Genomic DNA, 22,375 nt, shown 5'->3' on the forward strand with positions numbered 1-22,375 from the left:
TGGCGGCACGGGCAGTCAGCAGGACGTGAGCCGTTGTGACCACGAGCAGGGCGACAACCTGCTCCTGGCTCGCATCAGACTGACTCATGATCGCGACGCTGCGAGGCGCGAGCACTCGCATGCCGGTCTCGGCGAGGCGTCGCGCTGAGATAAGGCAGTTCTGGTACGGCCAGCGCGGCAGATTGCGATGTCGCCGAGCTACCGCGCCGCCCACGACTCGTTGGCGAGCTGGGCGATTGCCGCGTACTCGTGCCGACTGCGGGCGGTTGCCGTGAGCAGCAGCGCCGCCACCGGGTCGGCGCCCGAGACGCGTGCGTGATGTGCTGGCGCGGCCTCGCCAGGACGCGCGTAGTCGACGCGCGGGTGCGGAACCGTCCCCGGGCCGCCACGACACCAGCGCGCGCGTGCTTCGTCTGCGGCGACGATCGTGGGGACGACACGCAGCGCGTCGATGTTGTCGAGCACAGCGGAGTAGAGCTCCTGCTCGCCGAACGCCAGCAGCAGGTCCAGCACAACCGTGGCCAGGTAGCTGGCGTAGCGCCGCTCGGGCCCGTCGAAGGTGAGCGAGCCACCTAGAAGCCGGGCGGCCGCGTCCTCGCTGTCTTCTTCGAGACTGCCCAGCCCGAGTCCGGAGAGCTTGACGTCGTGCCGGTCAATGACCCATTGCGCCAATGCGCGCAGGTACTCGCGCGCACCCGCCGGGTCGGCACGGCGCAGCACCACTGCAGCCGGTATAAGTGAGACGGCGAAGTGGTCTGACGGCGGGCGCCGCGCCCCAGGGTGCGACCGGCACAGGATCTCGACCGCGTGCTCTGCGCGCACGCGTGTCGCGGGGTCCGCGGTCGAAAGCGCGACAAGACCGATGAGCTCGGTCAGGCGACAGGCCATCGCCGGGTACGTGACAATCGCCATCAGGTCGACAGCGGGCCGGACCAGATCGTGAGGGTCGCCGAGGAGTGGCTCAACCTGGGTCAGGAGTTCGACCACGTAGGTCTCAAAGAGTTCCAGTGCGACGGTCGAGACCGTGTCGTCGGGGACGTTGCTTGAGGGACGCCAAGCTGCGCGGAGCAGGTGCAGTGCGAGAAGCGCCGCGAGGTCGAACCGGTGGGCTTCACGTAGCGCAGCGCAAAGCACTGCGGTCTCCAGACAGGCGGTTCGAGCCGTCTCGGAGTCGTCGGCCGTCGCCCATATACGAGTGTGGCGTTCCAGCGCAGGCTCGCTGACCGTATGCCGTTGGATCGCGAGGACGAGATCCAGAAGACCACCGGACACTGCCGCGCCGGCGAGACCCACGGACGGGTCGTCGCTCATCCAGCCCACGAGCTTGTCCCGGTCCCAGACCTCGAAGACGTCGACGCCGAGGCGCTTCTGCCGCATTCCGAACTGCTGCGCGTCCGACGAAGCGGACCCTTTGAGGCGCCCGGTCGTCACCAGCACGACCGCACGCGGCAGCGACACGTCGAAGCCAGGGTGTGCGATGTCGTTGTACCCGCACTCCTCTAGCTGGGGCCGCACAGCACGCCATTCCGCGGCACCCAGGTCACCGCCCTTGGACTGGATCGCGTACTGCCGTTGAACTCCGTCCAAGTCCACCTTCTTCGCGATGACATCCTTCCCGAACTCGAACGACCCGTGGAGGAAGTGGATGTCGGTGAAGCCGCGAGCCGACAGGATCGCGAGGAGAGGCGCGTCGAACTCCCGCTCGGTCAGCGTCTCAAGGAAGGTCTGGACGACGTTGCGAAGCACGGTGCTCCTCTCGCTTGCGCTCGAGAATCTCGACCATCCGGTGCTCCTGCTCGGGCGTCAGCGATTTCTCCTGCAACTTAACCAGCAGGTCCGGGTGCAGCACGAGCGTGGGCATGACCGGGTCGTCGTTCTCGTCGAAACCGATCTCGAGTCGCTCGAGCGACTCGATGAGGACCTCGCCGAATTCGCGCCCGCTCGCATCTACCGTCTGCCCGTACTGGTCGCTCACGTCGCTGATGTGGCTGAGCATGCCGCGCATCAACTGACCACCCCAATCGTCGGCCATCTCGAACAGCCGAGCGAGTGTGGCAGGCACGTCGAACGTGAGGACCTCGTCCAGGTCGACCGTCGTGGCGACCTGCACGTGAATTGGCCGGAACAGCGACGTAGACAGACCCAGATCCGCGACGGCGAGGTCTTCTTCGGACGGCAGGTCGGTCGCCTTCTCGTGCCCGATCTTGCCGAGCATCGGGTGCAGCTCCACCGACCAACTCTTCGCAACGCGGTTGAACCAGCGCGCGGCGCCTTCGGCGAACTCGTCGGGCACCGCCCACAGCTCCGGGCGGGGTGCGCCGGCGTCTGGTTCGGCGATCGCGGGTTCGTGAGCGTCCCCGTCGTCGCTCTCATCACGAGTCATGCCTCAACTCTCCCAGAGCAGATCTTGGCCAGATGCAGAATCGCTGCCCGCAGCGGGGACGGCACCCTTGCTGGACGCCGCGGGCGTCATCGGGCCGGTGGCTGAGCCGTGGACAGGCCCACGACCACGGTCCAGTGGCGTCCGCGACCGACCGGTGAGAGGGGCGTCCGGGCCACCTGAACCCGCCCCCAGCCGCCCCCGTCCACACCCGGATAGGGTCCAAGATAGGGTCCAAGACCCCCCAGACATGCGATCAGGGCCCTGCCGGAGTACCCCCAGCAAGACCCTGACCTGCACAAACACTGTCGGGCTGACAGGATTTGAACCTGCGACCCCTTGACCCCCAGTCAAGTGCGCTACCAAGCTGCGCCACAGCCCGTCGGTCCGCGAACGAACCTCGCAAACTCTATCGCACGTCTGCCGACTCCCCGGTCAGCGGGCGCCGGGCGTCCGAAACCTCAGGCTCGAACGCCCGGCACCATCACTGAGCCGTCACCGCTTCCGCTTCTCCCGCACCCGAACGGAGATCGAGATCGGGGTGCCCTCGAACCCGAACGTCTCGCGCAGGCGACGTTCGATGAACCGCCGGTAGCCGGCCTCGAGGAACCCGGTCGAGAAGACGACGAACCGCGGCGGGCGCGTGGACGCCTGCGTCGCGAACAGGATGCGCGGCTGCTTGCCGCCCCGCAGCGGGTGGGGGTGTGCCGCGACGAGCTCACCGAGGAACGCGTTGAGCTTGCCGGTCGAGATGCGCAGGTCCCAGGACGCGAGCGAGCGCTCGAGTGCGGGGACGAGCTTGTCGGTGTGCCAGCCGGTGCGGGCGGAGAAGTTGACGCGGGGCGCCCACTGCACCTGGACGAGGTCCTTCTCGATCTCGCGCTCGAGGAACGGGCGACGGTCCTCGTCCATGAGGTCCCACTTGTTGTAGGCGATGACGAGCGCGCGGCCGGCCTCGATGACCTGCGTGATGACGCGCGTGTCCTGCTCGGTGATCTTGACGCTCGCGTCGAGGAGGACGACGGCGACCTCGGCCTTCTCGATCGCCGCCTGGGTGCGCAGCGAGGCGTAGAAGTCGGCGCCGGATGTCTGGTGCACGCGCCGCCGGATGCCGGCGGTGTCGACGAACACCCAGGTCTTGCCCTTGAGCTCGACGACCTCGTCGACGGGGTCGCGGGTGGTCCCGGCGACGGAGTCGACGACGACGCGCTCGCTGCCGAGCACCTTGTTGAGCAGGGACGACTTGCCGACGTTGGGGCGCCCGACGAGCGCCACGCGTCGCGGTCCGCCTTCGGGGATCGCGACGCCGTGCGCGGACACGGTCGGCAGCGCCGCCATGGCAGCGTCGAGCAGGTCACCGGTGCCACGCCCGTGCAGCGCGGAGACGGGGTGGGGCTCGCCGAGGCCGAGGCTCCAGAGCTCGGCCGCGGAGGCCTCGACGCGGGGGCCGTCGACCTTGTTGGCGCAGAGCACGACGGGCTTGCCTGCCTTGCGCAGCAGCTTCACGACGCGCTCGTCGGTGCCCGTCGGACCGACGGTCGCGTCGACGACGAACAGGATCGCGTCGGCCAGCGAGATCGCGATCTCGGCCTGCTCGGCGACGCGGGCCTCCATGCCGGCCACACCGGTCTCCCAGCCGCCGGTGTCGACGACCATGAAGTTCCGGCCGGCCCACTCGGCCGGGTAGCTGACGCGGTCGCGGGTGACACCCGGCTTGTCCTCGACGACCGCCTCGCGGCGGCCGAGGATCCGGTTGACCAGGGTCGACTTGCCGACGTTCGGGCGCCCGATGACTGCGAGCACCGGGAGGGGTGCTGCGGGGCCGCCACCTTCACCGTCCGAGAGCTCGCCGCCGAGGAGAGCGAGGTCCTCGTCCTCGAGCTCGTACTCCGCGAGGCCCGCCCGCAGTGCGTCCTCGCGCTTCGCGTCAAGGTCCGCGTCGACGGCGGGGTCGAGGGTGACCTCCGCAGCTGCGGGGGCATCGAGGGGTTCGGTCAGGACTGCGTCGTGGTGCTGGCCCGGAGTCGGGTCGGTCTCGCTCATGGGAGCATTCTCCCCCGGGCAGGTGCCGGACGACGAATGCGGGTCCGGCAACGCCCGCCGGCAGGCTACTCGGCAGCGTTCGGGTCGTCCGTCGGCAGCGGGAGCCCGGCGCGTGCAGCGGCCCCGGAGACGAGGCCGGAGAGCGCGACCCGGATCGCCTCGTTGGCCTCGCTCAGGGCGACCCGACCCGAGGTCCCGGGCGCACGCACGAGCGTCAGCGGCTCACCGAACTCGATGACGAGACGCCGGCGGAACCCGGGGACGTGTCCCACGGACTCCCCCGTGCGTCGGGTGCCGAGCACCGCCACAGGGACGACGGGCGCTCCCCCGTTCAGCGCGAGCCACGCGATGCCGGCCTGCGCGCTCGAGGCGTCGCCACGTCCCCGGTTGCCCTCCGGGAAGATCCCCACGACCCCGCCGCGGCGCAGCACGCCCAGAGCGGCCGTCAGCGCGGTCCGGCCACCCTCGCGGTCGACGGGGATCTGACCGAGGGATGTCAGGAACCAGCCCGCGACCCCGACGAACGCCTCCTGCTTGACGAGGACGTGCACCGGCCGGGGCGTCGCACCAGCGAGCATCGGTCCGTCGACGACGCCCGTGTGGTTGGCGGCGAACAGGACCGGGCCCGACGTCGGCACGTGGTCGGCGCCGATGACCCGGGCGTGCCACACGCCGAATGCGAGGAACCGGCCGATCCGCCGTCCCCACCGCGCTCCACGCTCGGACAGTGCCGAGGGCTCGGTGGACGCCGAGGCGCCGGGGGTCGCAGACGCTGCTGCGCGCCGTCTCACGAGCGCCGTCCAGTCATCTCGGTGACCACGTCGAGCACGGCCTGCACGGTCTGCTCGAAGTCGAGGTCGGACGAGTCGACGGTCGCGACGCCGTCGGACGCGACATGGAACGCCGCCACCGTCGAGTCGTCGGCATCACGTCGCAGCACCTGGTCGCGCGTGGCGCGCACGGCGGCCGCGTCGTCGGTCCCGTGCACGTCGAGGGCGCGCCGGGCGAGGCGCGCCTCCTCGCTCGCGGTGAGCAGGATGCGCACGTCCGCGTCGGGGGCGATCACCGTCGTGATGTCCCGCCCCTCGGCGACGACGCCACGACCGCCCGAGAACGACGACGGCAACCGCTCGGCCGCGATGGCCTCGCGCTGGAGCCGACCGAGCTCGGCGCGGACGTCGAGGTTCGTCGCGACGGCGCTGACGGCCGACGAGATCGCGGTCTCGCGGATCGCGGCGTCGATGTCGACCCCGTCGACGCGCACGCTCGGCGCAGCGGGGTCGACACCCATCTCGAGCGGCATAGCTCGCACCAGCGCCGCGACCGCCGCAGTGTCGGTCAACGACACGCCCTCATGCAGGCACCACCAGGTCGCGGCGCGGTACATCGCGCCCGTGTCCAGGTAGGCGAGGCCGAGCCGCGCCGCGACCTCGCGCGAGACGCTCGACTTGCCCGATCCCGACGGCCCGTCGATCGCTATCACGAGCGCCTGCGGGCGCCGGTGCCGGGCGGTCACGCCTGTGGTCTGCGCGCTCAACTGACAAGGCTCCATCCGCGGGCCGTGAGCTCCGCCTCGAGGTGCTCGGACCGGCCCGGCAGGACCGAGATGTTCGCCATGCCGACCGGCCGGCCGGCCGCGTGCTCGAGCTGGAGGTCTTCGAGGTTCACGCCCGCGTGGCCGACGTCCGCCAGGAGCCGGGCCAGCTCGCCGGGCGAGTCCGGGACCAGGACCGTGACGACCTCGTAGGCACGCGGCGCCCCGCCGTGCTTGCCGGGGATGCGCGCGACACCGGCGTTGCCGCGGGCGATCGTCTGCGCGATGGTCGACAGCGCACCGCCCTCGACCGTCTCCGGCCCGGTGGCCGCGTCCGCGAGGCCGAGCGCAGCGATGACGCCGTCGAGGTCGCCGCGCAGCCCGACGAGGACGTCGCGGACGGCACCGGCGTTCGCCGCGAGGATCGAGGTCCACAGGGCGGGGTCGCTCGACGCGATCCGCGTCACGTCGCGCAGGCCCTGGCCCGCCAGGCCCAGGGCATCGTCGGACGCGTCGCGCAGCTGTGCGGCCACGAGGCTCGCGACGACCTGCGGGACGTGGGAGACCACCGCGACCGCGGCGTCGTGGTCGGCGGCGGACATGGCCACCGGCTGCGCTCCAAGGTCGACCGCGAGCGCGCGGACCGCGAGCAGCGCCTCGGGCGACGAGGACCCGGAGTTGACGACGACCCACGGTCGCCCGACGAACAGGTCGGGCAGGGCCGCCGACGGACCGGTGCGTTCACGGCCCGCCATGGGGTGCGAGCCCACGTAGCGCGTCAGGTCGGCGCCCGCGGCGCGGAGCTCGGCCAGCACCGTGCCCTTGACGCTCGCGACGTCGGTCACGACAGCGCCGGGGTGCGCGGCGAGCTCCGCGATGACCACGTCGGCCGTGACGTCGGGGGGTGCGGCCACCACGACCAGGGTCGGCGGGGCGTCGTCGGGAGCGGCAGGTCGGCCCGCCCCGACCTCACGAGCGAGTGCGAGGGCCGTCCGCGACGGGTCGTGGAGGACGACCTCGACGCCGCGCGTGGTCAGTCCGAGCCCCACGGACGCACCGAGCAGGCCGGTGCCGACCACGCGCACCGGGCCGCGCGTGGCGACCGTTGAGTTCACATGCCCACCCGTGCCATGAGCGTCCCGAGCTCGACCTGGCCGAGCACGCGCGTGTGGCCCGTGCGCAGGTCGCCGAGCTTGATGGGACCGATCTGCGTGCGCACGAGCCGCTCGACCGGGAACCCCAGCTCGTCGAAGATCCGGCGCACGATGCGGTTGCGGCCCTCGTGCAGCACGATCTCGACGAGGCTCGCCTGCGGGCTCAGGTCCACGACCCGGAAGTCGTCGACCTTCGCCAGCCCGTCCTCGAGCTGGACCCCCTTGAGCAGCCGGTTCGCGATCGACCCCGGCACGCGGCCGTCGAGGTGCGCGAGGTAGGTCTTGGGGACGGCGTGCGACGGGTGCGCGAGGCGGTTCGCGAGCTCGCCGTCGTTCGTCAGCAGCAGCAGCCCCTCGGTCTCGGCGTCGAGCCGGCCGACGTGGAACAGCCGCTCGGAACGGTTCGCGACGAACTGCGCGAGCGACGGGCGACCCTCGGGGTCGTGCATCGTCGAGACGACACCCAGCGGCTTGTTCAAGGCGATGGTGATGAGCGAGGTGTCGAGCTGGATCCGCATGCCGTCCACGTGGATGACCGCGCGCTGAGGGTCGACCCGCACACCGAGCTCACGGACGAGCGCGCCGTCGACGGTCACGCGGCCGGCCTCGATGAGGATCTCGCAGCCGCGGCGCGAGCCGAGCCCAGCAGTGGCGAGGACCTTCTGCAGCCGCACGCCGTCGGGCACGTGGACGTCGCGCTGCGGCGCGGCAGGAGCGGCGGGGCGGGTCGTCCTCGGCGGCCTGCCGGCGCCGGGGCGGGCGACGTGCGGCACTCCCTCGCGGGCGGGGCGGGCCGAAGCTCGGTTGCTGCCGGTTCGGGGGGACTCCCCGCGGAGCTGGCCGGTCCGGCCGTCACGTCGTTCGTCTGCAGCACTCATCGTGTCTCTCCGCTTGCGGTGTCCACGCCTTCGAGCGTGTCGATATCGGGCAGGTAGGGCGCGAGCGGCGGCATCTCGTCGAGACTCGCCAGCCCCATCCGTTCCAAGAAGTATCCCGTGGTCTCGTACAGCAGGGCACCAGTCGAGGGATCCGCGCCCACCTCGGTGACGAGCCCCCGCGCCGTCAACGTCCGCACGACGCCGTCCACGTTGACCCCGCGGACGCCCGAGACCTGCCCGCGCGTGACCGGTTGGCGGTAGGCGATCACCGCGAGCGTCTCGAGCGCCGCCTGGGTCAGCCGGGCCGTCTGCCCCTCGAGCACGAAGCGCCCGACGACGTCCGCGTACGTCGGCGCCGAGTAGATGCGCCAGCCGGCGCCGGCGAGGCGGAGCTCGAAGCCGCGGACCCGCCCGCCGTCCGCGCCGCGGTACTCGGCCGCCAGCTCGGCGAGCAGCGCCTCGACCCTGCTCGTCGGCAGCGCGAGGACGGACGCGAGCCGCACCGCGGGGATCGGCTCGTCAGCGACCATCAGCACCGCCTCGAGCGCGGCGAGCGCCCCGCCGGGCAGGTCGTCGACGTCGAACGCGAGCTCGTCGGCCGCGGGGTCGGGAGTCGGCGACGTCTCGCGGTCGACTGTGGTGTCCTGGTCGTCGGGCGACGCGTCGTCGGGCCGGCCGTCGGGGTTGGTCTCGGTCATGCTGTCGGCTCCTGCGGGTCGGGCCCACCGGGGGCGTCGGTGGTGTCAAGAGCGTCGGGTGGTGCGTCGAAGTCGTCCGACACGACGATGTCGCCCTCGTCGGACCCGGTCCACCGCACCGTCAGCTCCCCCAGCGGGCTCACCTGGTCGAACCCGACAGCCCCCTCGCGGAACAGCTCGAGCAGCGCGAGGAACCGCACGACGATGACGAGCGTCGACCCGGCATCGGCGGTCAGGGCCCGGAACGACGAGGCGCCACCGTGGCGCAGACGGTCGACGAGCACGGCCGCCTGCTCGCGCACCGAGACCGTCGGTGCGTACACGTGGCTGAGGTCGACGCCGGGGGGCAGCGCGCGCGGCGCGAGCGCCTTGGCCGCCAGCACCGCGAGCTCCTGCGGACCGATCTGCCACACGAGCTCGGGGAGCAGGGCCGCGAGGTGCGGCTCGAGGGTGACGGTCCGGGGGAACCTCCGGGCCTCCGACGCGAGCCGTTCGCCGAGGTCAGCGGCGACGTCCTTGTACGCGCGGTACTGGAGCAGCCGGGCGAACAGCAGGTCGCGGGCCTCGAGGAACTCGAGGTCCTCCTCGTCCTCGACGTCGCCGGACGGCAGCAGCCGAGCCGCCTTGAGGTCGAGGAGCGTCGCGGCGACGACGAGGAACTCGCTCACCTGGCCGAGGTCCCACGACTGCCCGCCGTCGGCCCCGGTGCGCTCAGCGAGCCGGATGTACGCGATGAACTCGTCCGTCACGGTCGCGAGCGCGATCTCCGTGATGTCGAGCTTGTGCTTCGAGATCAGCCCGAGCAGAAGGTCGAACGGTCCGGAGAAGTTGGTGAGGTGGACCTCGAAGCTCGCCGTCCCGGGCGCCTCCGCAACGGGGCTAGGCGGCGTCGCCACGGGCGACGAGCTCACGCGCGAGCTGGCGGTAGGCGATCGCACCGGGGTGGGTCGGTGCGTACGTGGTGATGGGCTCGGCGGCGACCGACGAGTCGGGGAACTTCACCGTGCGGCCGATCATCGTGTGCAGCAGCGTGCTGCCGAACGCCTCGTTGAGCCGCGCCACGACCTCGCGCGCATGGAGCGTGCGCGGGTCGTACATCGTCGCGAGGATGCCGTCGACCTCGAGTCGCGGGTTCAGCCGGTCGCGGACCTTCTCGATGGTCTCGATGAGCAGCGCGACCCCGCGCAGCGCGAAGAACTCGCACTCGAGCGGGATCAGCACGCCGTGCGCGGCGGTCAGGGCGTTCACGGTGAGGAGCCCGAGCGACGGCTGACAGTCGATGAGCACCACGTCGTAGTCGTCGAGCGCGGGCCGGAGCACACGGGCGAGGACCGACTCACGGGCGACCTCGCCGACGAGCTGGACCTCGGCCGCCGACAGGTCGATGTTCGACGGGAGCAGGTCGAGACCGGGGACCGCCGTCGGCCGGATGAGCTCGCTGAGGACGGCCGTGCGCTCCATGAGGAGGTTGTAGACGGTGCGCTCGAGCTCGTGCGGGCTGATCCCGAGACCGACCGACGCGGCACCCTGCGGGTCGAAGTCGACGATGAGGACGCGACGGCCGTACTCGGCGAGGGCAGCCGCGAGGTTGATGGTCGTCGTCGTCTTGCCGACGCCACCCTTCTGGTTGCACATCGCGATGACGCGCGCAGGTCCGTGGTTGGCGAGCAGCGACGGGATGGCGAACTCCGGCATGGGTCGGCCGACCGGGTCCAGCGGCGTCTCGATCGTCTCCTCGGTTGTCACGCGGCCAACTTACCGGAGCGTGAGCACGTTCAGGCAGCGACAGACCGGCAGGAAGCCGATCCGGTCAACGCGGCGTCGACGTCGGGGACGCGCCGCTGCGCTCCCCGCCGTGGGGGTCTCGCCGCAGGGCCCGCGGGTGCGCGGTGGCGTAGACCTCGCGCAGCGTGTCGCGCGTGACCAGGGTGTAGATCTGCGTGGTCGTGACCGAGGCATGGCCGAGCAGCTCCTGGACCACGCGCACATCGGCCCCACCCGCAAGCAGGTGCGTCGCGAACGAGTGCCGCAGCGTGTGCGGCGAGACGTGCGCCGCACCGTCCAGGTGCGCCCGCTCAGCCGCCGCGCTCAGCAGTCCCCACGCGCTCTGCCGGCTGAGCCGCGCGCCACGGGTGTTGAGGAACACCGCGGGAGTCCCCCGGCCCTCACCCGCCAGGGCCGGCCTGGCGCGGACGAGGTACGCGTCGACCGCGTCGACCGCGTAGCTGCCCACGGGCACCACCCGTTCCTTGCGACCCTTGCCGCGCAGCCGGACGGAGGCCCGGCCGTGCGTGAGGTCCATGTCGTCGATGTCGAGGCCGACGGCCTCGGAGATCCGGGCGCCCGTCGAGTACAGCAGCTCGAGCAGCGCGCGGTCCCGCAGGGGCACCGGCCCTTCGCCCACGCTCGCGGCCTCGAGGAGCCGCTCGACGTCGGACGTCGAGATCGCCTTGGGCAGGCGCTTGGGCTGGGCGGGCGGGCGCACGGACCTCGCCGCGTCGGCCCCCGTCAGCCCCTCGAGCGCACAGAACCTGTGCCACCCCCGCAGCGCGACCACGGCGCGGGCGGTGGACGACGCCGACAGCTGCGCACCGCCGTCGGACCCGGTGCGCATGACGGCGACGAAGTCCTCGACGTCCCGCTCGGTGATGTCGTCCGGTCGTGTCCGCCCCGCGGCGTCGAGGTGTGCGACGTAGCGGGCGAGGTCACGCCGGTAGGCGGCGAGCGTGTTGACTGCGAGGCCGCGCTCGACGGTCAGGTGCGCCAGGTAGTCCTCGACCGCGCTCTGCAGCAGGACCTGCGCCACGGCTCCGCCAGCGCTCAGAAGGGGAGGAACACGTCGACGGCGACCGCGACGAAGACCAGCGTGAGATAGGTGATCGACGCGTGGAAGACCTTCATCGCGTTCAGCTTGCCCCGGGAAGGGTCGACAGCCCGCCGGTACAGGCCGATGCACGACCACACGAACCACCCACCGAGCGCGAGCGCGACCAGCCCATAGACCCAGGTCATGTGCGCGACGGGCACGAGCAGGAGCGAGCACCCGACCATCGCGACGGCATACGCGATCATCTCGCGTGCCACGAGCGTGTCGGCGGCGACCACGGGGAGCATCGGGACGCCGGCGGCCGCGTAGTCCTTGCGGAACTTCATCGACAGCGGCCAGTAGTGCGGCGGCGTCCAGAAGAAGATCACGCCGAACAGCAGCACGGGGGTCCACGACACGCCGCCTGTGACGGCCGACCAGCCGATGAGGACCGGCATGCACCCGGCCGCGCCGCCCCACACGATGTTCTGCGGCGTGCGGCGCTTGAGGATCATCGTGTAGCCGATGACGTACATCAGGATCGCGCCCGCCGTGAGCAGCGCCGACGCGAGGTTGACGACGAGCGTGAACCAGGCGAGCGCCAGGACCCCGAGCACCGTGCCGAAGACCAGCGCCGCGCGAGGGCTGATCTCGCCCGTCACGAGCGGGCGGCGCTTCGTGCGGTTCATGATCTGGTCGATGTCGCGGTCGAGGTAGCAGTTGAGCGTGTTGGCCGACCCCGCGGCCGCCGTCCCACCGACGAGCGTCGCCAGGACGAGGCCCATCGACGGGAACCCGCGCTCGGCGAGGATCATCGTCGGGATCGTCGTGACCAGCAGCAGCTCGATGATCCGCGGCTTGGTGAGCGCCACATAGGCGCCGAGCACGTGCACCGACGCCCTGACCCGGTCGGCCACCGACCGTGCAGGGACCGCACCCGAGGTCCACCGGTCGGCCGGTCGAGCGGACGCGCCTGCGTCGTCCAGGGGGGAAGGGCTGGTGGTGCGCACGCGCTGCCGACGTCCGATCGTGTCCAGGAGGTTCCTCTGCTCCGGGTGACTGCGGAGACAGGGCCCTCGGTCCTAAGTGGGAGTGAGCCCTGCCATGGTAAGGCCCGGCGCTGGTCAGCACGGGAGGCTGGCGCGGATATAGGCTCGGGCGAGCACGACACCCCCGCGCTGGACCTTGTCCGTGAACGGCCATGCAACGTCGTACTACCGGGCGCTCCAGGCGCCGCGGGCGGTGACAGACACCGACTCCCGTCCGGGGGCGTCGGACAGCTCGACGACGTCCTTGAGCCGCGCGCCAGGGACGGGAATGAGGTGCGGTGAACGCCAAGGCTCCCCTGGCCCAGTCCGTCGGATGGACCGAGCTCGACCACCGGGCGGTCGACACCGTCCGCGTCCTCGCGGCCGACGCCGTCGAGAAGGTCGGCAACGGACACCCCGGGACGGCGATCAGCCTCGCGCCCGCCGCGTACCTGCTCTACCAGAACGTGCTCCGGCACGACCCGGCCGACCCCCACTGGCTCGGCCGGGACCGCTTCATCCTCTCCGCCGGGCACTCGAGCCTCACGCAGTACATCCAGCTGTACCTGGCCGGGTTCGGGCTCGAGCTCGAGGACCTGGCCGCGCTGCGGACGTGGGGCTCGAAGACCCCCGGGCACCCCGAGTACAAGCACACCGCGGGCGTCGAGATGACCACAGGTCCGCTCGGCCAGGGGCTGTCGAGCGCCGTCGGCTTCGCCATGGCCTCCCGTCGTGAGCGCGGTCTCCTCGACCCCGACGCCGCACCGGGCACGAGCCCGTTCGACCACTTCGTGTACGTCATCGCGTCCGACGGCGACCTCGAGGAAGGCGTCACGAGCGAGGCGTCGTCCATCGCGGGCACGCAGGAGCTCGGCAACCTCATCGTGGTGTGGGACGACAACCACATCTCGATCGAGGGCGACACCCAGATCGCGTTCAACGAGGACGTCCTGGCCCGCTACGCGGCCTACGGCTGGCACGTGCAGATGGTCGACTGGACCGCGGGCCCCGACGGCTACGTCGAGGACGTCGACGCGCTCCACGCCGCCATCGAGGCGGCCAAGGCCGTCACCGACCGGCCGTCGTTCATCGGTCTGCGCACGATCATCGCCTGGCCGTCGCCCACCAAGCAGAACACCCACGGATCGCACGGCTCGAAGCTCGGCACCGACGAGGTCCGCGGCCTCAAGGAGGTCCTCGGCTTCGACCCCGAGAAGTCCTTCGCCGTCGCACCCGAGGTCATCGCCCACACCCGCAAGGCCCTCGACCGCGGGGCCGCCGCTCAGGCCGCCTGGCGGGTCGGCTACGACGCCTGGCGCGATGCCAACCCCGATCGCTCCACGCTGCTGGACCGGCTCGTCGCCGGCAAGCTCCCGGCCGACTGGGCCGACGCGCTCCCGGTCTTCCCGGCCGGCAAGTCCGTCGCGACCCGCGCGGCCTCGGGTGATGTGCTGTCCGCGCTCGCAGGCGTCCTGCCCGAGCTGTGGGGCGGCTCGGCCGACCTCGCGGGCTCGAACAACACGACCATGAAGGGTGAGCCGTCCTTCATCCCGGCCGGGAGGTCGACGCACGAGTTCGCCGGCGACCAGTACGGGCGCACGCTGCACTTCGGCATCCGCGAGCACGCGATGGGCGCCATCCTGTCCGGGATCACGCTGCACGGGCTCACCCGGGCCTACGGCGGGACGTTCTTCACGTTCAGCGACTACATGCGTGGCGCGGTCCGCCTCGCGGCGCTCATGGGTGTCCCGTCGATCTACGTGTGGACCCACGACTCGATCGGGCTGGGCGAGGACGGACCGACGCACCAGCCCGTCGAGCACCTGACCGCCGTCCGCGCGATCCCGGGGCTCGCGATCGTGCGGCCCGCCGACGCCAACGAGACCGCCGCGGCCTGGAGGGCCATCCTCGAGCGCACCGACGGCCCGGTCGGCCTGATCCTCACGCGCCAGAACGTGCCCACGTTCCCGCGCGGCGAGGACGGCTTCGCCACGACCGACGGCGTCGCGCGCGGCGCCTACGTCCTGCTCGAGGCCAGCACCGGGACCCCCGACGTGATCCTCATCGGCACCGGCTCGGAGGTCCAGCTCGCCGTCGAGGCACGCACGACGCTCGAAGCGGCCGGGATCGCGACCCGCGTCGTCTCCGCGCCGAGCCTGGAGTGGTTCGCCGAGCAGGACGCCGCGTACCGCGAGCACGTGCTTCCGGCCGGCGTCCGGGCCCGCGTCTCGGTCGAGGCCGGCATCGCGCTCTCGTGGCACAAGATCGTCGGCGACGCCGGCCGTTCCGTGTCGCTCGAGCACTACGGGGCATCGGCCGACTCCGACACGCTCTACCGCGAGTTCGGCATCACGGCGCAGGCCGTCGTGGCCGCGGCCCGTGAGTCGATCGAGGCAGCTCACGGCACGCACGCGCCGGCATCCGACGCGGGCACGCCGACGCAGGGCGGGACGGGCGACCAGCTCGTCTGACCCGAGGTACCACGTTCTGGAAAGGGCACCGCCATGACTGAGACCGGAACCAACCCCCTCGGTGGACCGCTCGACCGCCTCACGCAGGCCGGCGTCGCCATCTGGCTCGACGACCTGTCGCGCGAACGGCTCCGCACGGGCAACCTCGCCGAGCTCGTCACGACCCGGCGGGTCGTCGGGGTCACGACGAACCCGACGATCTTCGCCAACGCTCTCGCGAAGGGCGACGCCTACGAGGCGCAGCTCACCGAGCTCGCCGCGACGAAGGCCGACGTCGACGAGGCGGTCTTCGCCATCACGACCGACGACGTCCGCGAGGCGGCCGACGTGCTGCGCCCCGTGTACGACGCCTCGGCGTACGTCGACGGTCGGGTGTCCATCGAGGTCGACCCGCGGCTCGCCCGCGACACCCACGCGACGATCGACGCCGCCAAGGCGTTGTGGGCGACCGTCGACCGGCCGAACGTGCTCATCAAGATCCCTGCCACGGTCGAGGGGCTCCCGGCGATCACGGCGGTGCTCGCCGAGGGGATCAGCGTCAACGTGACACTGATCTTCTCGCTCGCGCGCTACCGCGAGGTGCTCGACGCGTTCGCGACAGGTCTCGAGCGGGCCCGCGCCAACGGCCACGACCTCGCGCCCATCGCCTCGGTGGCGTCGTTCTTCGTGTCGCGCGTCGACTCGGCGATCGACCCGCGCCTCGACGCGCTCGGCACGCCCGAGGCCCACGCGCTGCGTGGCGCCGCGGCGATCGCGAACGCGCGGCTCGCATACGGCGTGTACGACGAGTTCGTCGCCAGCCCGCGGTGGGCGGCTCTCGCGGCCGACGGCGCGCAGCCCCAGCGGCCCCTGTGGGCCTCCACGGGAGTCAAGGACAAGGCCTACCCGGACACGCGCTACGTCGACGACCTCGTCGTCCGAGGCGTCGTCAACACGATGCCCGGAGCGACCCTCGAGGCCGTCGCCGACCACGGTCGGATCACGGGCGACACCGTGCACGGCACCCAGGCGGAGTCCGCCGCGGTCATCACAGGGCTCGCCGACCTCGGCATCGACATCGACCAGGTCACCGACCAGCTCGAGACCGAGGGGGTCAGCAAATTCGAGACCAGCTGGTCCGAGCTGCTCGCGACGGTGGCCGAGGGCCTCGAGCGGGTGCGTGCATGAGTCCCGCCCGCGTCACGGCCGACCACAACCCGCTGCGGGACGCCAGGGACCGCCGCCTGCCGCGCATCGCCGGCCCCTGCGGGCTCGTGATCTTCGGAGTCACGGGCGACCTCGCGCGCAAGAAGCTCATGCCGGCGGTCTACGACCTGACAAACCGGGGACTGCTGCCGCCCGGGTTCGCACTCACCGGCTTCGCCCGCCGCGACTGGGAGACCCAGGACTTCGCGAAGATCGTGCACGACTCGGTGCGCGAGTACGCCCGCACGCCGTTCCGCGAGGCCACGTGGCGCCAGCTCGCGGAGGGCATCCGGTTCGTCCAGGGGACGTTCGACGACGACGACGCGTTCGACCGGCTGCGCGAGACGGTCGAGGAGCTCGACGTGTCGCGCGGCACGGGCGGCAACCACGCGTTCTACCTCTCGGTCCCACCGAGCGCGTTCCCCGACGTGTGCGAGCAGCTCGAACGCTCCGGGCTGTCCCAGCCGAAGCCGGGCACGTGGCGCCGCGTCGTCATCGAGAAGCCGTTCGGCCACGACCTGGAGAGCGCCCGCAAGCTCAACGACGTCGTCTCGAAGGTCTTCCGGCCCGACGACGTGTTCCGGATCGACCACTACCTCGGCAAGGAGACCGTCCAGAACCTCCTGGCCCTGCGGTTTGCGAACCAGCTGTTCGAGCCGATCTGGAACTCCAACTACGTCGACCACGTCCAGATCACCATGGCCGAGGACATCGGCATCGGTGGCCGCGCCGGGTACTACGACGGCATCGGCGCCGCGCGGGATGTCATCCAGAACCACCTGCTCCAGCTGCTCGCGCTCACCGCGATGGAGGAGCCGGTCTCGTTCGAGGCAGGCGGGCTGCGGGCCGAGAAGCTCAAGGTCCTGTCGGCCGTGCGACTGCCCAGGGACCTCGGCAAGCACACCTCGCGCGGCCAGTACACGTCCGGCTGGCAGGGTGGCGACAAGGTCGTCGGGTACCTCGAGGAGGAGGGGTTCTCCAAGACCTCGACGACCGAGACGTTCGCCGCGATCCGGGTGGACATCGACACGCGTCGCTGGGCGGGTGTCCCGTTCTACCTGCGCACCGGCAAGCGGCTGGGCCGACGCGTCACCGAGATCGCCGTCGTGTTCAAGCGCGCCCCGCACCTTCCGTTCGAGTCCACCTCGACGGAGGAGCTCGGCAAGAACGCCCTCGTCATCCGGATCCAGCCCGACGAAGGCGTGACGCTGCGATTCGGCGCCAAGGTCCCCGGGACCGCGATGGAGGTCCGTGACGTCACGATGGACTTCGGATACGGGCACGCGTTCACCGAGTCGTCGCCCGAGGCGTACGAGCGCCTCATCCTCGACGTGCTGCTCGGCGACCCGCCCCTGTTCCCCCAGTACGAGGAGGTCGAGCTCTCCTGGAAGATCCTCGACCCCATCACGTCGTACTGGGCCTCGAAGGGCGCACCGGACGAGTACCGGTCCGGCACCTGGGGGCCGGCGTCGGCCGACCGCATGATGGAGCGCGACGGACGCCACTGGAGGATCCCGTGATCATCAGCATGCCCGCCACCTCGACCCGCGAGATCAACCGGCGCCTGATCAAGGAGCGCGACGAGGGCGGCGCGATCGCGCTCGGACGGGTCCTGACCCTCATCATCGACGTCGACGGTCAGGACGCCGAGGAGGCCATCGCGGCAGCCAACGACGCGAGCCGCGAGCACCCGTGCCGCATCATCGTGCTCGCGAACGGCGACCACGTGGGCCCAGCCCGGCTCGACGCGCAGATCCGCCTCGGCGGTGACGCCGGCGCGAGCGAGGTCATCATCCTGCGACCGACGGGTGAGCTCGCCGACCACCTCGACACGCTCGTGATCCCCCTGCTGCTGCCCGATGCCCCGATCGTCGCGTGGTGGCCGCACGAGGTCCCCGCGGACCCGGCCCAGCACCCGGTCGGCCGGATGGCCCAGCGTCGGATCACCGACACGACGCGGTGCTCCCACCCCAACGCGTCGCTCCGCAAGCTCGCCGAGGTGCACGCCGAGGGCAACACCGACCTGGCGTGGACACGTGCGACCCTGTGGCGCGGACTGATCGCGGCCTCCCTGGACCAGGCTCCCTACGAGCAGGTGCAACGGGCCGTCGTCTCCGGCGAGAGCACGCACCCGTCCGTCGAGCTCATGGCGGCGTGGCTGGCGCAGTCCCTGCGCTGCCCCGTCGAGGTCAATCGGATCCCGGACGCGCTCGCGATCACCCAGGTCCGTCTCGACCGCGCCAGCGGCCCGATCATCCTCGAGCGACCCGACGGCAAGACGGCCGCCCTGATCCAGCCGGACCAGCCTGAGCACCGCATCGCCATGCCGATCCGCCAGCTGCCGGAGTGCCTCGCTGAGGAGCTGCGGCGGCTCGACGACGACGAGGTCTACGGCGAGGTCCTGACGAAGGGTCTCGCGAGGCTGACGGCGTGACCCCGGCTCCACCGACCGCTGTGCGCCGCGTCGTCGTCCACCCCGACGCACCGACGCTCGCGGCGGCGACCGCGGCGCGCCTGCTGACACGTCTCCTGGACGCGCAGTCGACCCACTCCCCCGTGCACCTCGTGCTCACCGGAGGGACGGTGGGGATCGCGACCCTCGCTGCCGTGGCGTCGAACCCGGTCCGCGACGCGATCGACTGGTCGGGCGTGCACGTCTGGTGGGGTGACGAGCGGTTCCTGCCGACCGGCGACCCCGAGCGCAACGAGACCCTCGCGCGCGACGCGCTCCTCGACGCCCTCAGCGAGGTTCTTCCGGCCGCCAACGTGCACCCCATGGCCGCGCCCGGCTCGACACCGGAGATCCGCACGCCGGAGGACTCGGCCGCGGCCTACGCGGCCGACCTGGCCCGGTTCGCCCCTGAGGGGTCGAGCGTCCCCGCATTCGACGTCCTGATGCTCGGCATGGGACCCGACGGTCACGTGGCCTCGCTGTTCCCCGGTCATGACGCACTCAGGGCGACCGGCGTCTCCACGGTCGGCGTGCACGGGTCGCCCAAGCCCCCGCCGGAGCGGGTGTCGCTCACCTTCGACGCGATCAATGCCGCGCACGAGGTGTGGCTGGTCGTCTCAGGCGCCGAGAAGGCCGCTCCGGTCGCCTCCGCACTCGCGGGCGATCCGGTCGATCGAACCCCTGCAGCGGGCGCTCGCGGCCGCGAGCTGACGCTCTGGCTCCTCGACGCAGACGCAGCTGCGGGTCCGACGGCCTAGGTCAGGTCCTGCGAGGAGGTCCGACGACCGGCATCGCCCGGGCCGCGACCCGGCGTGAGACGCCGCGAGCACCAGGAGATGCCCGACGCCGCGACGTACGCGGAAGGGTCAGACGCCGCGACGTGCGCGCAGAGCGGCGAGCGCCTCGTCGAGGATCGCCTCGCCGTCCTCGTCGGACCGACGCTCCTTCACGTACGCCAGGTGCGTCTTGTACGGCTCGTTGCGGGTCGGCGACGGAGGGTTCTCCTGGTCCTGACCACCGGGGAACCCGCACCGGGGGCAGTCCCACGTCGCAGGGGCCTCGAGAGCGGCCTCCTCGGCAAAGCTCGGCCGGGTCTCGTGCCCGTTCGCGCACCAGTAGGAGATCCACACCCTCGGAGCGCTGTCTCCGCGCTCGGCCTCGCCCATCGGACCTGCACCGACACGCGAGCCTCTGATCGCACTACCACTCGCCACGGCTCGTCCGTCCCCTCAGCCCACGCGTTCGATGAGACCCAGCAAGATGATGACGACAGCCCAGAAGACTGCGGCACCAACCGTGATGCGGTTGAGGTTGCGCTCCGCGACGCCCGAGCTGCCTGCGCTGCTCGTGATGCCGCCGCCGAACATGTCGGACAGGCCGCCGCCCCGGCCCTTGTGCAGCAGCACCAGGGGGATGAGGAGCACGCTGGACAGCACCAGCAGGATCAGGAGGGTGATACGCAGGGCGTCCACGTCGTCGTCGGTTCCTCACTCGGGCGGTTCGTCACCTGACGGTGATCTGACAAGCAGTGATCGGTCTGACACGCATGCGGCGACACGATGCCGCGGTACAGCGTAGGCGACTGCGGTCGATGCGGGCGAACCTCGCAGCACACCGTTCGAGCACCGTCCGGTCGGGCGGGTGCGCCGACTGGACGGTGCGGGGTGGGAACGCCGGCCCGGCGTCCCCACCCCGCGGGCGTCAGAGCCCGACTGCGTGCGAACGGAAGCGCGCGATCTTCGCGAACTCGTCCGGGTCGAGGCTCGCGCCACCGACGAGCGCGCCGTCGACATCGTCCTTGTCGAGGATCGATGCCACGTTCGACGACTTCACCGAACCGCCGTACAGGACCCGCACGGCCTCGGCGACGCCGGCCGAGTACAGCTCCGCCAGACGCGCGCGGATCGCCGAGGCGACCTCCTGTGCGTCCTCCGGAGTCGCGACCTCGCCCGTGCCGATGGCCCAGACGGGCTCGTACGCGACGACGACGCGCGACACCTGCTCGTCCGTGAGCCCTGCCAGCGAGCCCTCGAGCTGAGCCAGCGTGTAGGGCACCTGCTCCCCCGCCTTGCGGACGGCGAGGCCCTCGCCGACGCACACGATGGGGACGATGCCCGAACCGAACGCCGCGACGGCCTTGGCCGCGACGAGCGCGTCCGACTCCTGGTGGTACTCGCGCCGCTCGGAGTGGCCCACCGCCACGTAGCTCACGCCCAGCTTGGCGAGCTGCGCCGCGGACACCTCACCGGTATACGCGCCGTTCGCGTGCGCCGACACGTCCTGGGCGCCGTAGCCGATCTCGAGCTTGTCGGCGTCCACGAGCGTCTGCACGGAGCGGATCGCCGTGAACGAGGGCAGGACGACGACCTCGGTGGCCGAGTAGTCGTGCTTGCCGTCCTTGAGCGCCCAGGCGAGCTTCTGGACGAGGTGAACAGCCTCGTGGTGGTCGAGGTTGAGCTTCCAGTTGCCCGCGATGAGCGGGATGCGGGTCGATGCCACGGTCATGCCTCCAGGACTGCGATGCCGGGGAGGGTCTTGCCCTCGAGGAACTCCAGGCTGGCGCCGCCGCCGGTGGAGATGTGACCGAAGCCGGCCTCGTCGAAGCCGAGGATGCGCACGGCCGCGGCGGAGTCGCCACCACCGACGATCGTGAAGGCCCCGTTGGTGCCGGCGTCGACGAGCGCCTGCGCGACTGCGCGGGTGCCGGCCGAGAACGCCTCGAACTCGAACACGCCGGCCGGGCCGTTCCAGACGACCGTCTTCGCGTCGAGGATCTTGCTCCGGAACAGCTCGGCCGAGGCCGGGCCGATGTCCAGGCCGATGCGACCGTCCGGGATCGCGTCGGCGGCGACCACGTCGTGCGGCGAGTCGGCAGCGAACGCGTCCGCCACGACGATGTCCGTGGGCAGGACGATCTCGACGCCACTCTCGGCTGCCTGCGCGAGGTAGCCCTTGACGGTCTCGATCTGGTCCTGCTCGAGCAGCGAGTTGCCGACCGAGTAGCCCTTGGCCGCGAGGAACGTGAAGACCATGCCGCCACCGATGAGGAGACGGTCGGCCTTCGTCATGAGGTTCGCGATGACGCCGAGCTTGTCGGAGACCTTCGAGCCACCGAGCACGACCACGTAGGGCCGCTCGGGGTCGTCGGTCGCCTTGCGCAGCGAGTCGACCTCCTTGAGGACGAGCTTGCCGACCGCGGCGGGCAGCTTGAGCGCGATGTCGTAGACCGACGCCTGCTTGCGGTGCACGACACCGAAGCCGTCGGACACGTAGACGTCGGCCAGCGCGGCGAGGTCGTCCGCGAGCGACTCGCGCTCGGCGTCGACCTTGGAGGTCTCGCGCGGGTCGAACCGGATGTTCTCGAGCAGGGCGATCTCGCCGTCGCCGAGGGCGGCGACGGTGGCCTTGGCCGACTCGCCGATGGTGTCCTTCGCGAGCGCGACCGGCTTGCCCAGCAGCTCGCCGAGGCGCGCGGCGACGGGCGCGAGCGAGTACTTGTCCTCGGGTGCGCCCTTCGGGCGACCGAGGTGCGCGGTGACGACCACTCGTGCACCCGCGTCGAGCAGGGCGTTGAGCGTCGGAAGCGCTGCGCGCACGCGGCCGTCGTCGGTGATGGTCGTGCCGTCGAGCGGCACGTTGAAGTCGGAGCGGACGAGGACGCGCTTGCCGCGCAGATCCCCGAGGTCCTCGATGGTCTTCATGGTCCTACTTCCTCAACAGGACGGCCCGCGGCCGCCCGATGCCCA

The 22,375-nt window shown here is 71.4% G+C and carries 21 protein-coding genes and 1 tRNA gene; 5 read left to right on the plus strand and 17 right to left on the minus strand.

What is annotated here, in order from left to right:
- Window positions 1-198: 198 nt before the first annotated feature.
- From DDP54_RS00985 to DDP54_RS01045, 13 genes are all read right to left on the minus strand, one after another.
- Window positions 199-1,746, minus strand: coding sequence for a hypothetical protein (locus DDP54_RS00985; protein ID WP_109130164.1), 1,548 nt, complete (start codon window positions 1,744-1,746; stop codon window positions 199-201).
- On the minus strand, window positions 1,715-2,383 hold the full coding sequence (locus DDP54_RS00990) for a hypothetical protein (protein ID WP_109130165.1): 669 nt from the start codon (window positions 2,381-2,383) through the stop codon (window positions 1,715-1,717). The genes DDP54_RS00985 and DDP54_RS00990 overlap by 32 nt, the downstream gene beginning before the upstream one ends.
- 305 nt (window positions 2,384-2,688) lie before the next feature.
- Window positions 2,689-2,762: transfer RNA gene (locus DDP54_RS00995), tRNA-Pro, on the minus strand.
- A gap of 113 nt (window positions 2,763-2,875) precedes the next feature.
- Complete coding sequence (der, locus tag DDP54_RS01000) at window positions 2,876-4,423, minus strand: ribosome biogenesis GTPase Der (protein ID WP_109130166.1); 1,548 nt, start codon at window positions 4,421-4,423, stop codon at window positions 2,876-2,878.
- Between the two features lie 65 nt (window positions 4,424-4,488).
- Window positions 4,489-5,214, minus strand: a complete 726-nt coding sequence (locus DDP54_RS01005; RefSeq protein WP_197711270.1) for a lysophospholipid acyltransferase family protein — start codon at window positions 5,212-5,214, stop codon at window positions 4,489-4,491.
- Window positions 5,211-5,960 (minus strand): (d)CMP kinase, encoded by a 750-nt coding sequence (cmk, locus tag DDP54_RS01010; RefSeq protein ID WP_242448139.1) that lies wholly within the window; start codon window positions 5,958-5,960, stop codon window positions 5,211-5,213. Before cmk ends, DDP54_RS01005 begins: the two co-directional genes overlap by 4 nt.
- Entirely contained in the window at window positions 5,957-7,072 is a 1,116-nt protein-coding gene (locus DDP54_RS01015; protein WP_109130168.1) for a prephenate dehydrogenase, read from the minus strand. Before DDP54_RS01015 ends, cmk begins: the two co-directional genes overlap by 4 nt.
- Complete coding sequence (locus tag DDP54_RS01020; RefSeq protein ID WP_109130169.1) at window positions 7,069-7,989, minus strand: pseudouridine synthase; 921 nt, start codon at window positions 7,987-7,989, stop codon at window positions 7,069-7,071. Before DDP54_RS01020 ends, DDP54_RS01015 begins: the two co-directional genes overlap by 4 nt.
- Window positions 7,986-8,687: an SMC-Scp complex subunit ScpB gene (gene scpB, locus DDP54_RS01025; protein ID WP_109130170.1), complete on the minus strand. Its 702-nt coding sequence runs from the start codon at window positions 8,685-8,687 to the stop codon at window positions 7,986-7,988. The genes DDP54_RS01020 and scpB overlap by 4 nt, the downstream gene beginning before the upstream one ends.
- Window positions 8,684-9,583, minus strand: coding sequence for a ScpA family protein (locus DDP54_RS01030; RefSeq protein WP_109130171.1), 900 nt, complete (start codon window positions 9,581-9,583; stop codon window positions 8,684-8,686). The genes scpB and DDP54_RS01030 overlap by 4 nt, the downstream gene beginning before the upstream one ends.
- A complete protein-coding gene (locus DDP54_RS01035) occupies window positions 9,567-10,382 on the minus strand; it encodes an AAA family ATPase (RefSeq protein ID WP_109130199.1) in 816 nt (271 codons plus the stop codon). Before DDP54_RS01035 ends, DDP54_RS01030 begins: the two co-directional genes overlap by 17 nt.
- A 115-nt stretch (window positions 10,383-10,497) precedes the next feature.
- On the minus strand, window positions 10,498-11,493 hold the full coding sequence (locus DDP54_RS01040; protein ID WP_242448140.1) for a site-specific tyrosine recombinase XerD: 996 nt from the start codon (window positions 11,491-11,493) through the stop codon (window positions 10,498-10,500).
- Window positions 11,494-11,507: 14 nt separating this feature from the next.
- A complete protein-coding gene (locus DDP54_RS01045) occupies window positions 11,508-12,410 on the minus strand; it encodes a heme o synthase (protein WP_242448147.1) in 903 nt (300 codons plus the stop codon).
- 410 nt (window positions 12,411-12,820) lie between these two features.
- Between DDP54_RS01045 and tkt the strand changes: the two genes are divergently transcribed.
- The 5 genes from tkt to pgl are packed head-to-tail and all read left to right on the plus strand — an operon-like array spanning window position 12,821 to window position 19,387.
- On the plus strand, window positions 12,821-14,992 hold the full coding sequence (gene tkt, locus DDP54_RS01050; RefSeq protein ID WP_109130173.1) for a transketolase: 2,172 nt from the start codon (window positions 12,821-12,823) through the stop codon (window positions 14,990-14,992).
- 33 nt (window positions 14,993-15,025) lie between these two features.
- On the plus strand, window positions 15,026-16,159 hold the full coding sequence (gene tal, locus DDP54_RS01055) for a transaldolase (RefSeq protein ID WP_109130174.1): 1,134 nt from the start codon (window positions 15,026-15,028) through the stop codon (window positions 16,157-16,159).
- On the plus strand, window positions 16,156-17,697 hold the full coding sequence (gene zwf, locus DDP54_RS01060) for a glucose-6-phosphate dehydrogenase (protein WP_109130175.1): 1,542 nt from the start codon (window positions 16,156-16,158) through the stop codon (window positions 17,695-17,697). Before tal ends, zwf begins: the two co-directional genes overlap by 4 nt.
- Window positions 17,694-18,611, plus strand: coding sequence for a glucose-6-phosphate dehydrogenase assembly protein OpcA (locus tag DDP54_RS01065; RefSeq protein WP_109130176.1), 918 nt, complete (start codon window positions 17,694-17,696; stop codon window positions 18,609-18,611). The genes zwf and DDP54_RS01065 overlap by 4 nt, the downstream gene beginning before the upstream one ends.
- On the plus strand, window positions 18,608-19,387 hold the full coding sequence (pgl, locus tag DDP54_RS01070; RefSeq protein ID WP_109130177.1) for a 6-phosphogluconolactonase: 780 nt from the start codon (window positions 18,608-18,610) through the stop codon (window positions 19,385-19,387). The genes DDP54_RS01065 and pgl overlap by 4 nt, the downstream gene beginning before the upstream one ends.
- Window positions 19,388-19,495: 108 nt before the next feature.
- Here pgl and DDP54_RS01075 read toward each other — a convergent pair whose 3' ends face one another.
- From DDP54_RS01075 to DDP54_RS01090, 4 genes are all read right to left on the minus strand, one after another.
- Window positions 19,496-19,843 carry an RNA polymerase-binding protein RbpA gene (locus DDP54_RS01075; RefSeq protein ID WP_109130178.1) on the minus strand — a complete coding sequence of 116 codons (348 nt, stop codon included), beginning with the start codon at window positions 19,841-19,843 and terminating at the stop codon, window positions 19,496-19,498.
- 15 nt (window positions 19,844-19,858) lie between these two features.
- Window positions 19,859-20,101 carry a preprotein translocase subunit SecG gene (gene secG, locus DDP54_RS01080; protein WP_109130179.1) on the minus strand — a complete coding sequence of 81 codons (243 nt, stop codon included), beginning with the start codon at window positions 20,099-20,101 and terminating at the stop codon, window positions 19,859-19,861.
- Window positions 20,102-20,330: 229 nt separating this feature from the next.
- Entirely contained in the window at window positions 20,331-21,128 is a 798-nt protein-coding gene (tpiA, locus tag DDP54_RS01085) for a triose-phosphate isomerase (protein ID WP_242448141.1), read from the minus strand.
- A gap of 2 nt (window positions 21,129-21,130) precedes the next feature.
- Window positions 21,131-22,330, minus strand: coding sequence for a phosphoglycerate kinase (locus DDP54_RS01090; RefSeq protein WP_109130181.1), 1,200 nt, complete (start codon window positions 22,328-22,330; stop codon window positions 21,131-21,133).
- Window positions 22,331-22,375 lie beyond the last annotated feature (45 nt).

The sequence above is a fragment of the Cellulomonas sp. WB94 genome (genome assembly GCF_003115775.1).
Taxonomy (GTDB): domain Bacteria; phylum Actinomycetota; class Actinomycetes; order Actinomycetales; family Cellulomonadaceae; genus Cellulomonas_A.

Bases quoted from the DNA above. Each gene is read 5' to 3' on its own strand.
- DDP54_RS00990 (WP_109130165.1), bottom strand. From the start codon at position 2,383: ATGACTCGTGATGAGAGCGACGACGGGGACGCTCACGAACCCGCGATC.
- der (WP_109130166.1), bottom strand. From the start codon at position 4,423: ATGAGCGAGACCGACCCGACTCCGGGCCAGCACCACGACGCAGTCCTG.
- DDP54_RS01020 (WP_109130169.1), bottom strand. From the start codon at position 7,989: ATGAGTGCTGCAGACGAACGACGTGACGGCCGGACCGGCCAGCTCCGC.
- scpB (WP_109130170.1), bottom strand. From the start codon at position 8,687: ATGACCGAGACCAACCCCGACGGCCGGCCCGACGACGCGTCGCCCGAC.
- DDP54_RS01035 (WP_109130199.1), bottom strand. From the start codon at position 10,382: ATGCCGGAGTTCGCCATCCCGTCGCTGCTCGCCAACCACGGACCTGCG.
- tal (WP_109130174.1), top strand. From the start codon at position 15,026: ATGACTGAGACCGGAACCAACCCCCTCGGTGGACCGCTCGACCGCCTC.
- zwf (WP_109130175.1), top strand. From the start codon at position 16,156: ATGAGTCCCGCCCGCGTCACGGCCGACCACAACCCGCTGCGGGACGCC.
- DDP54_RS01090 (WP_109130181.1), bottom strand. From the start codon at position 22,330: ATGAAGACCATCGAGGACCTCGGGGATCTGCGCGGCAAGCGCGTCCTC.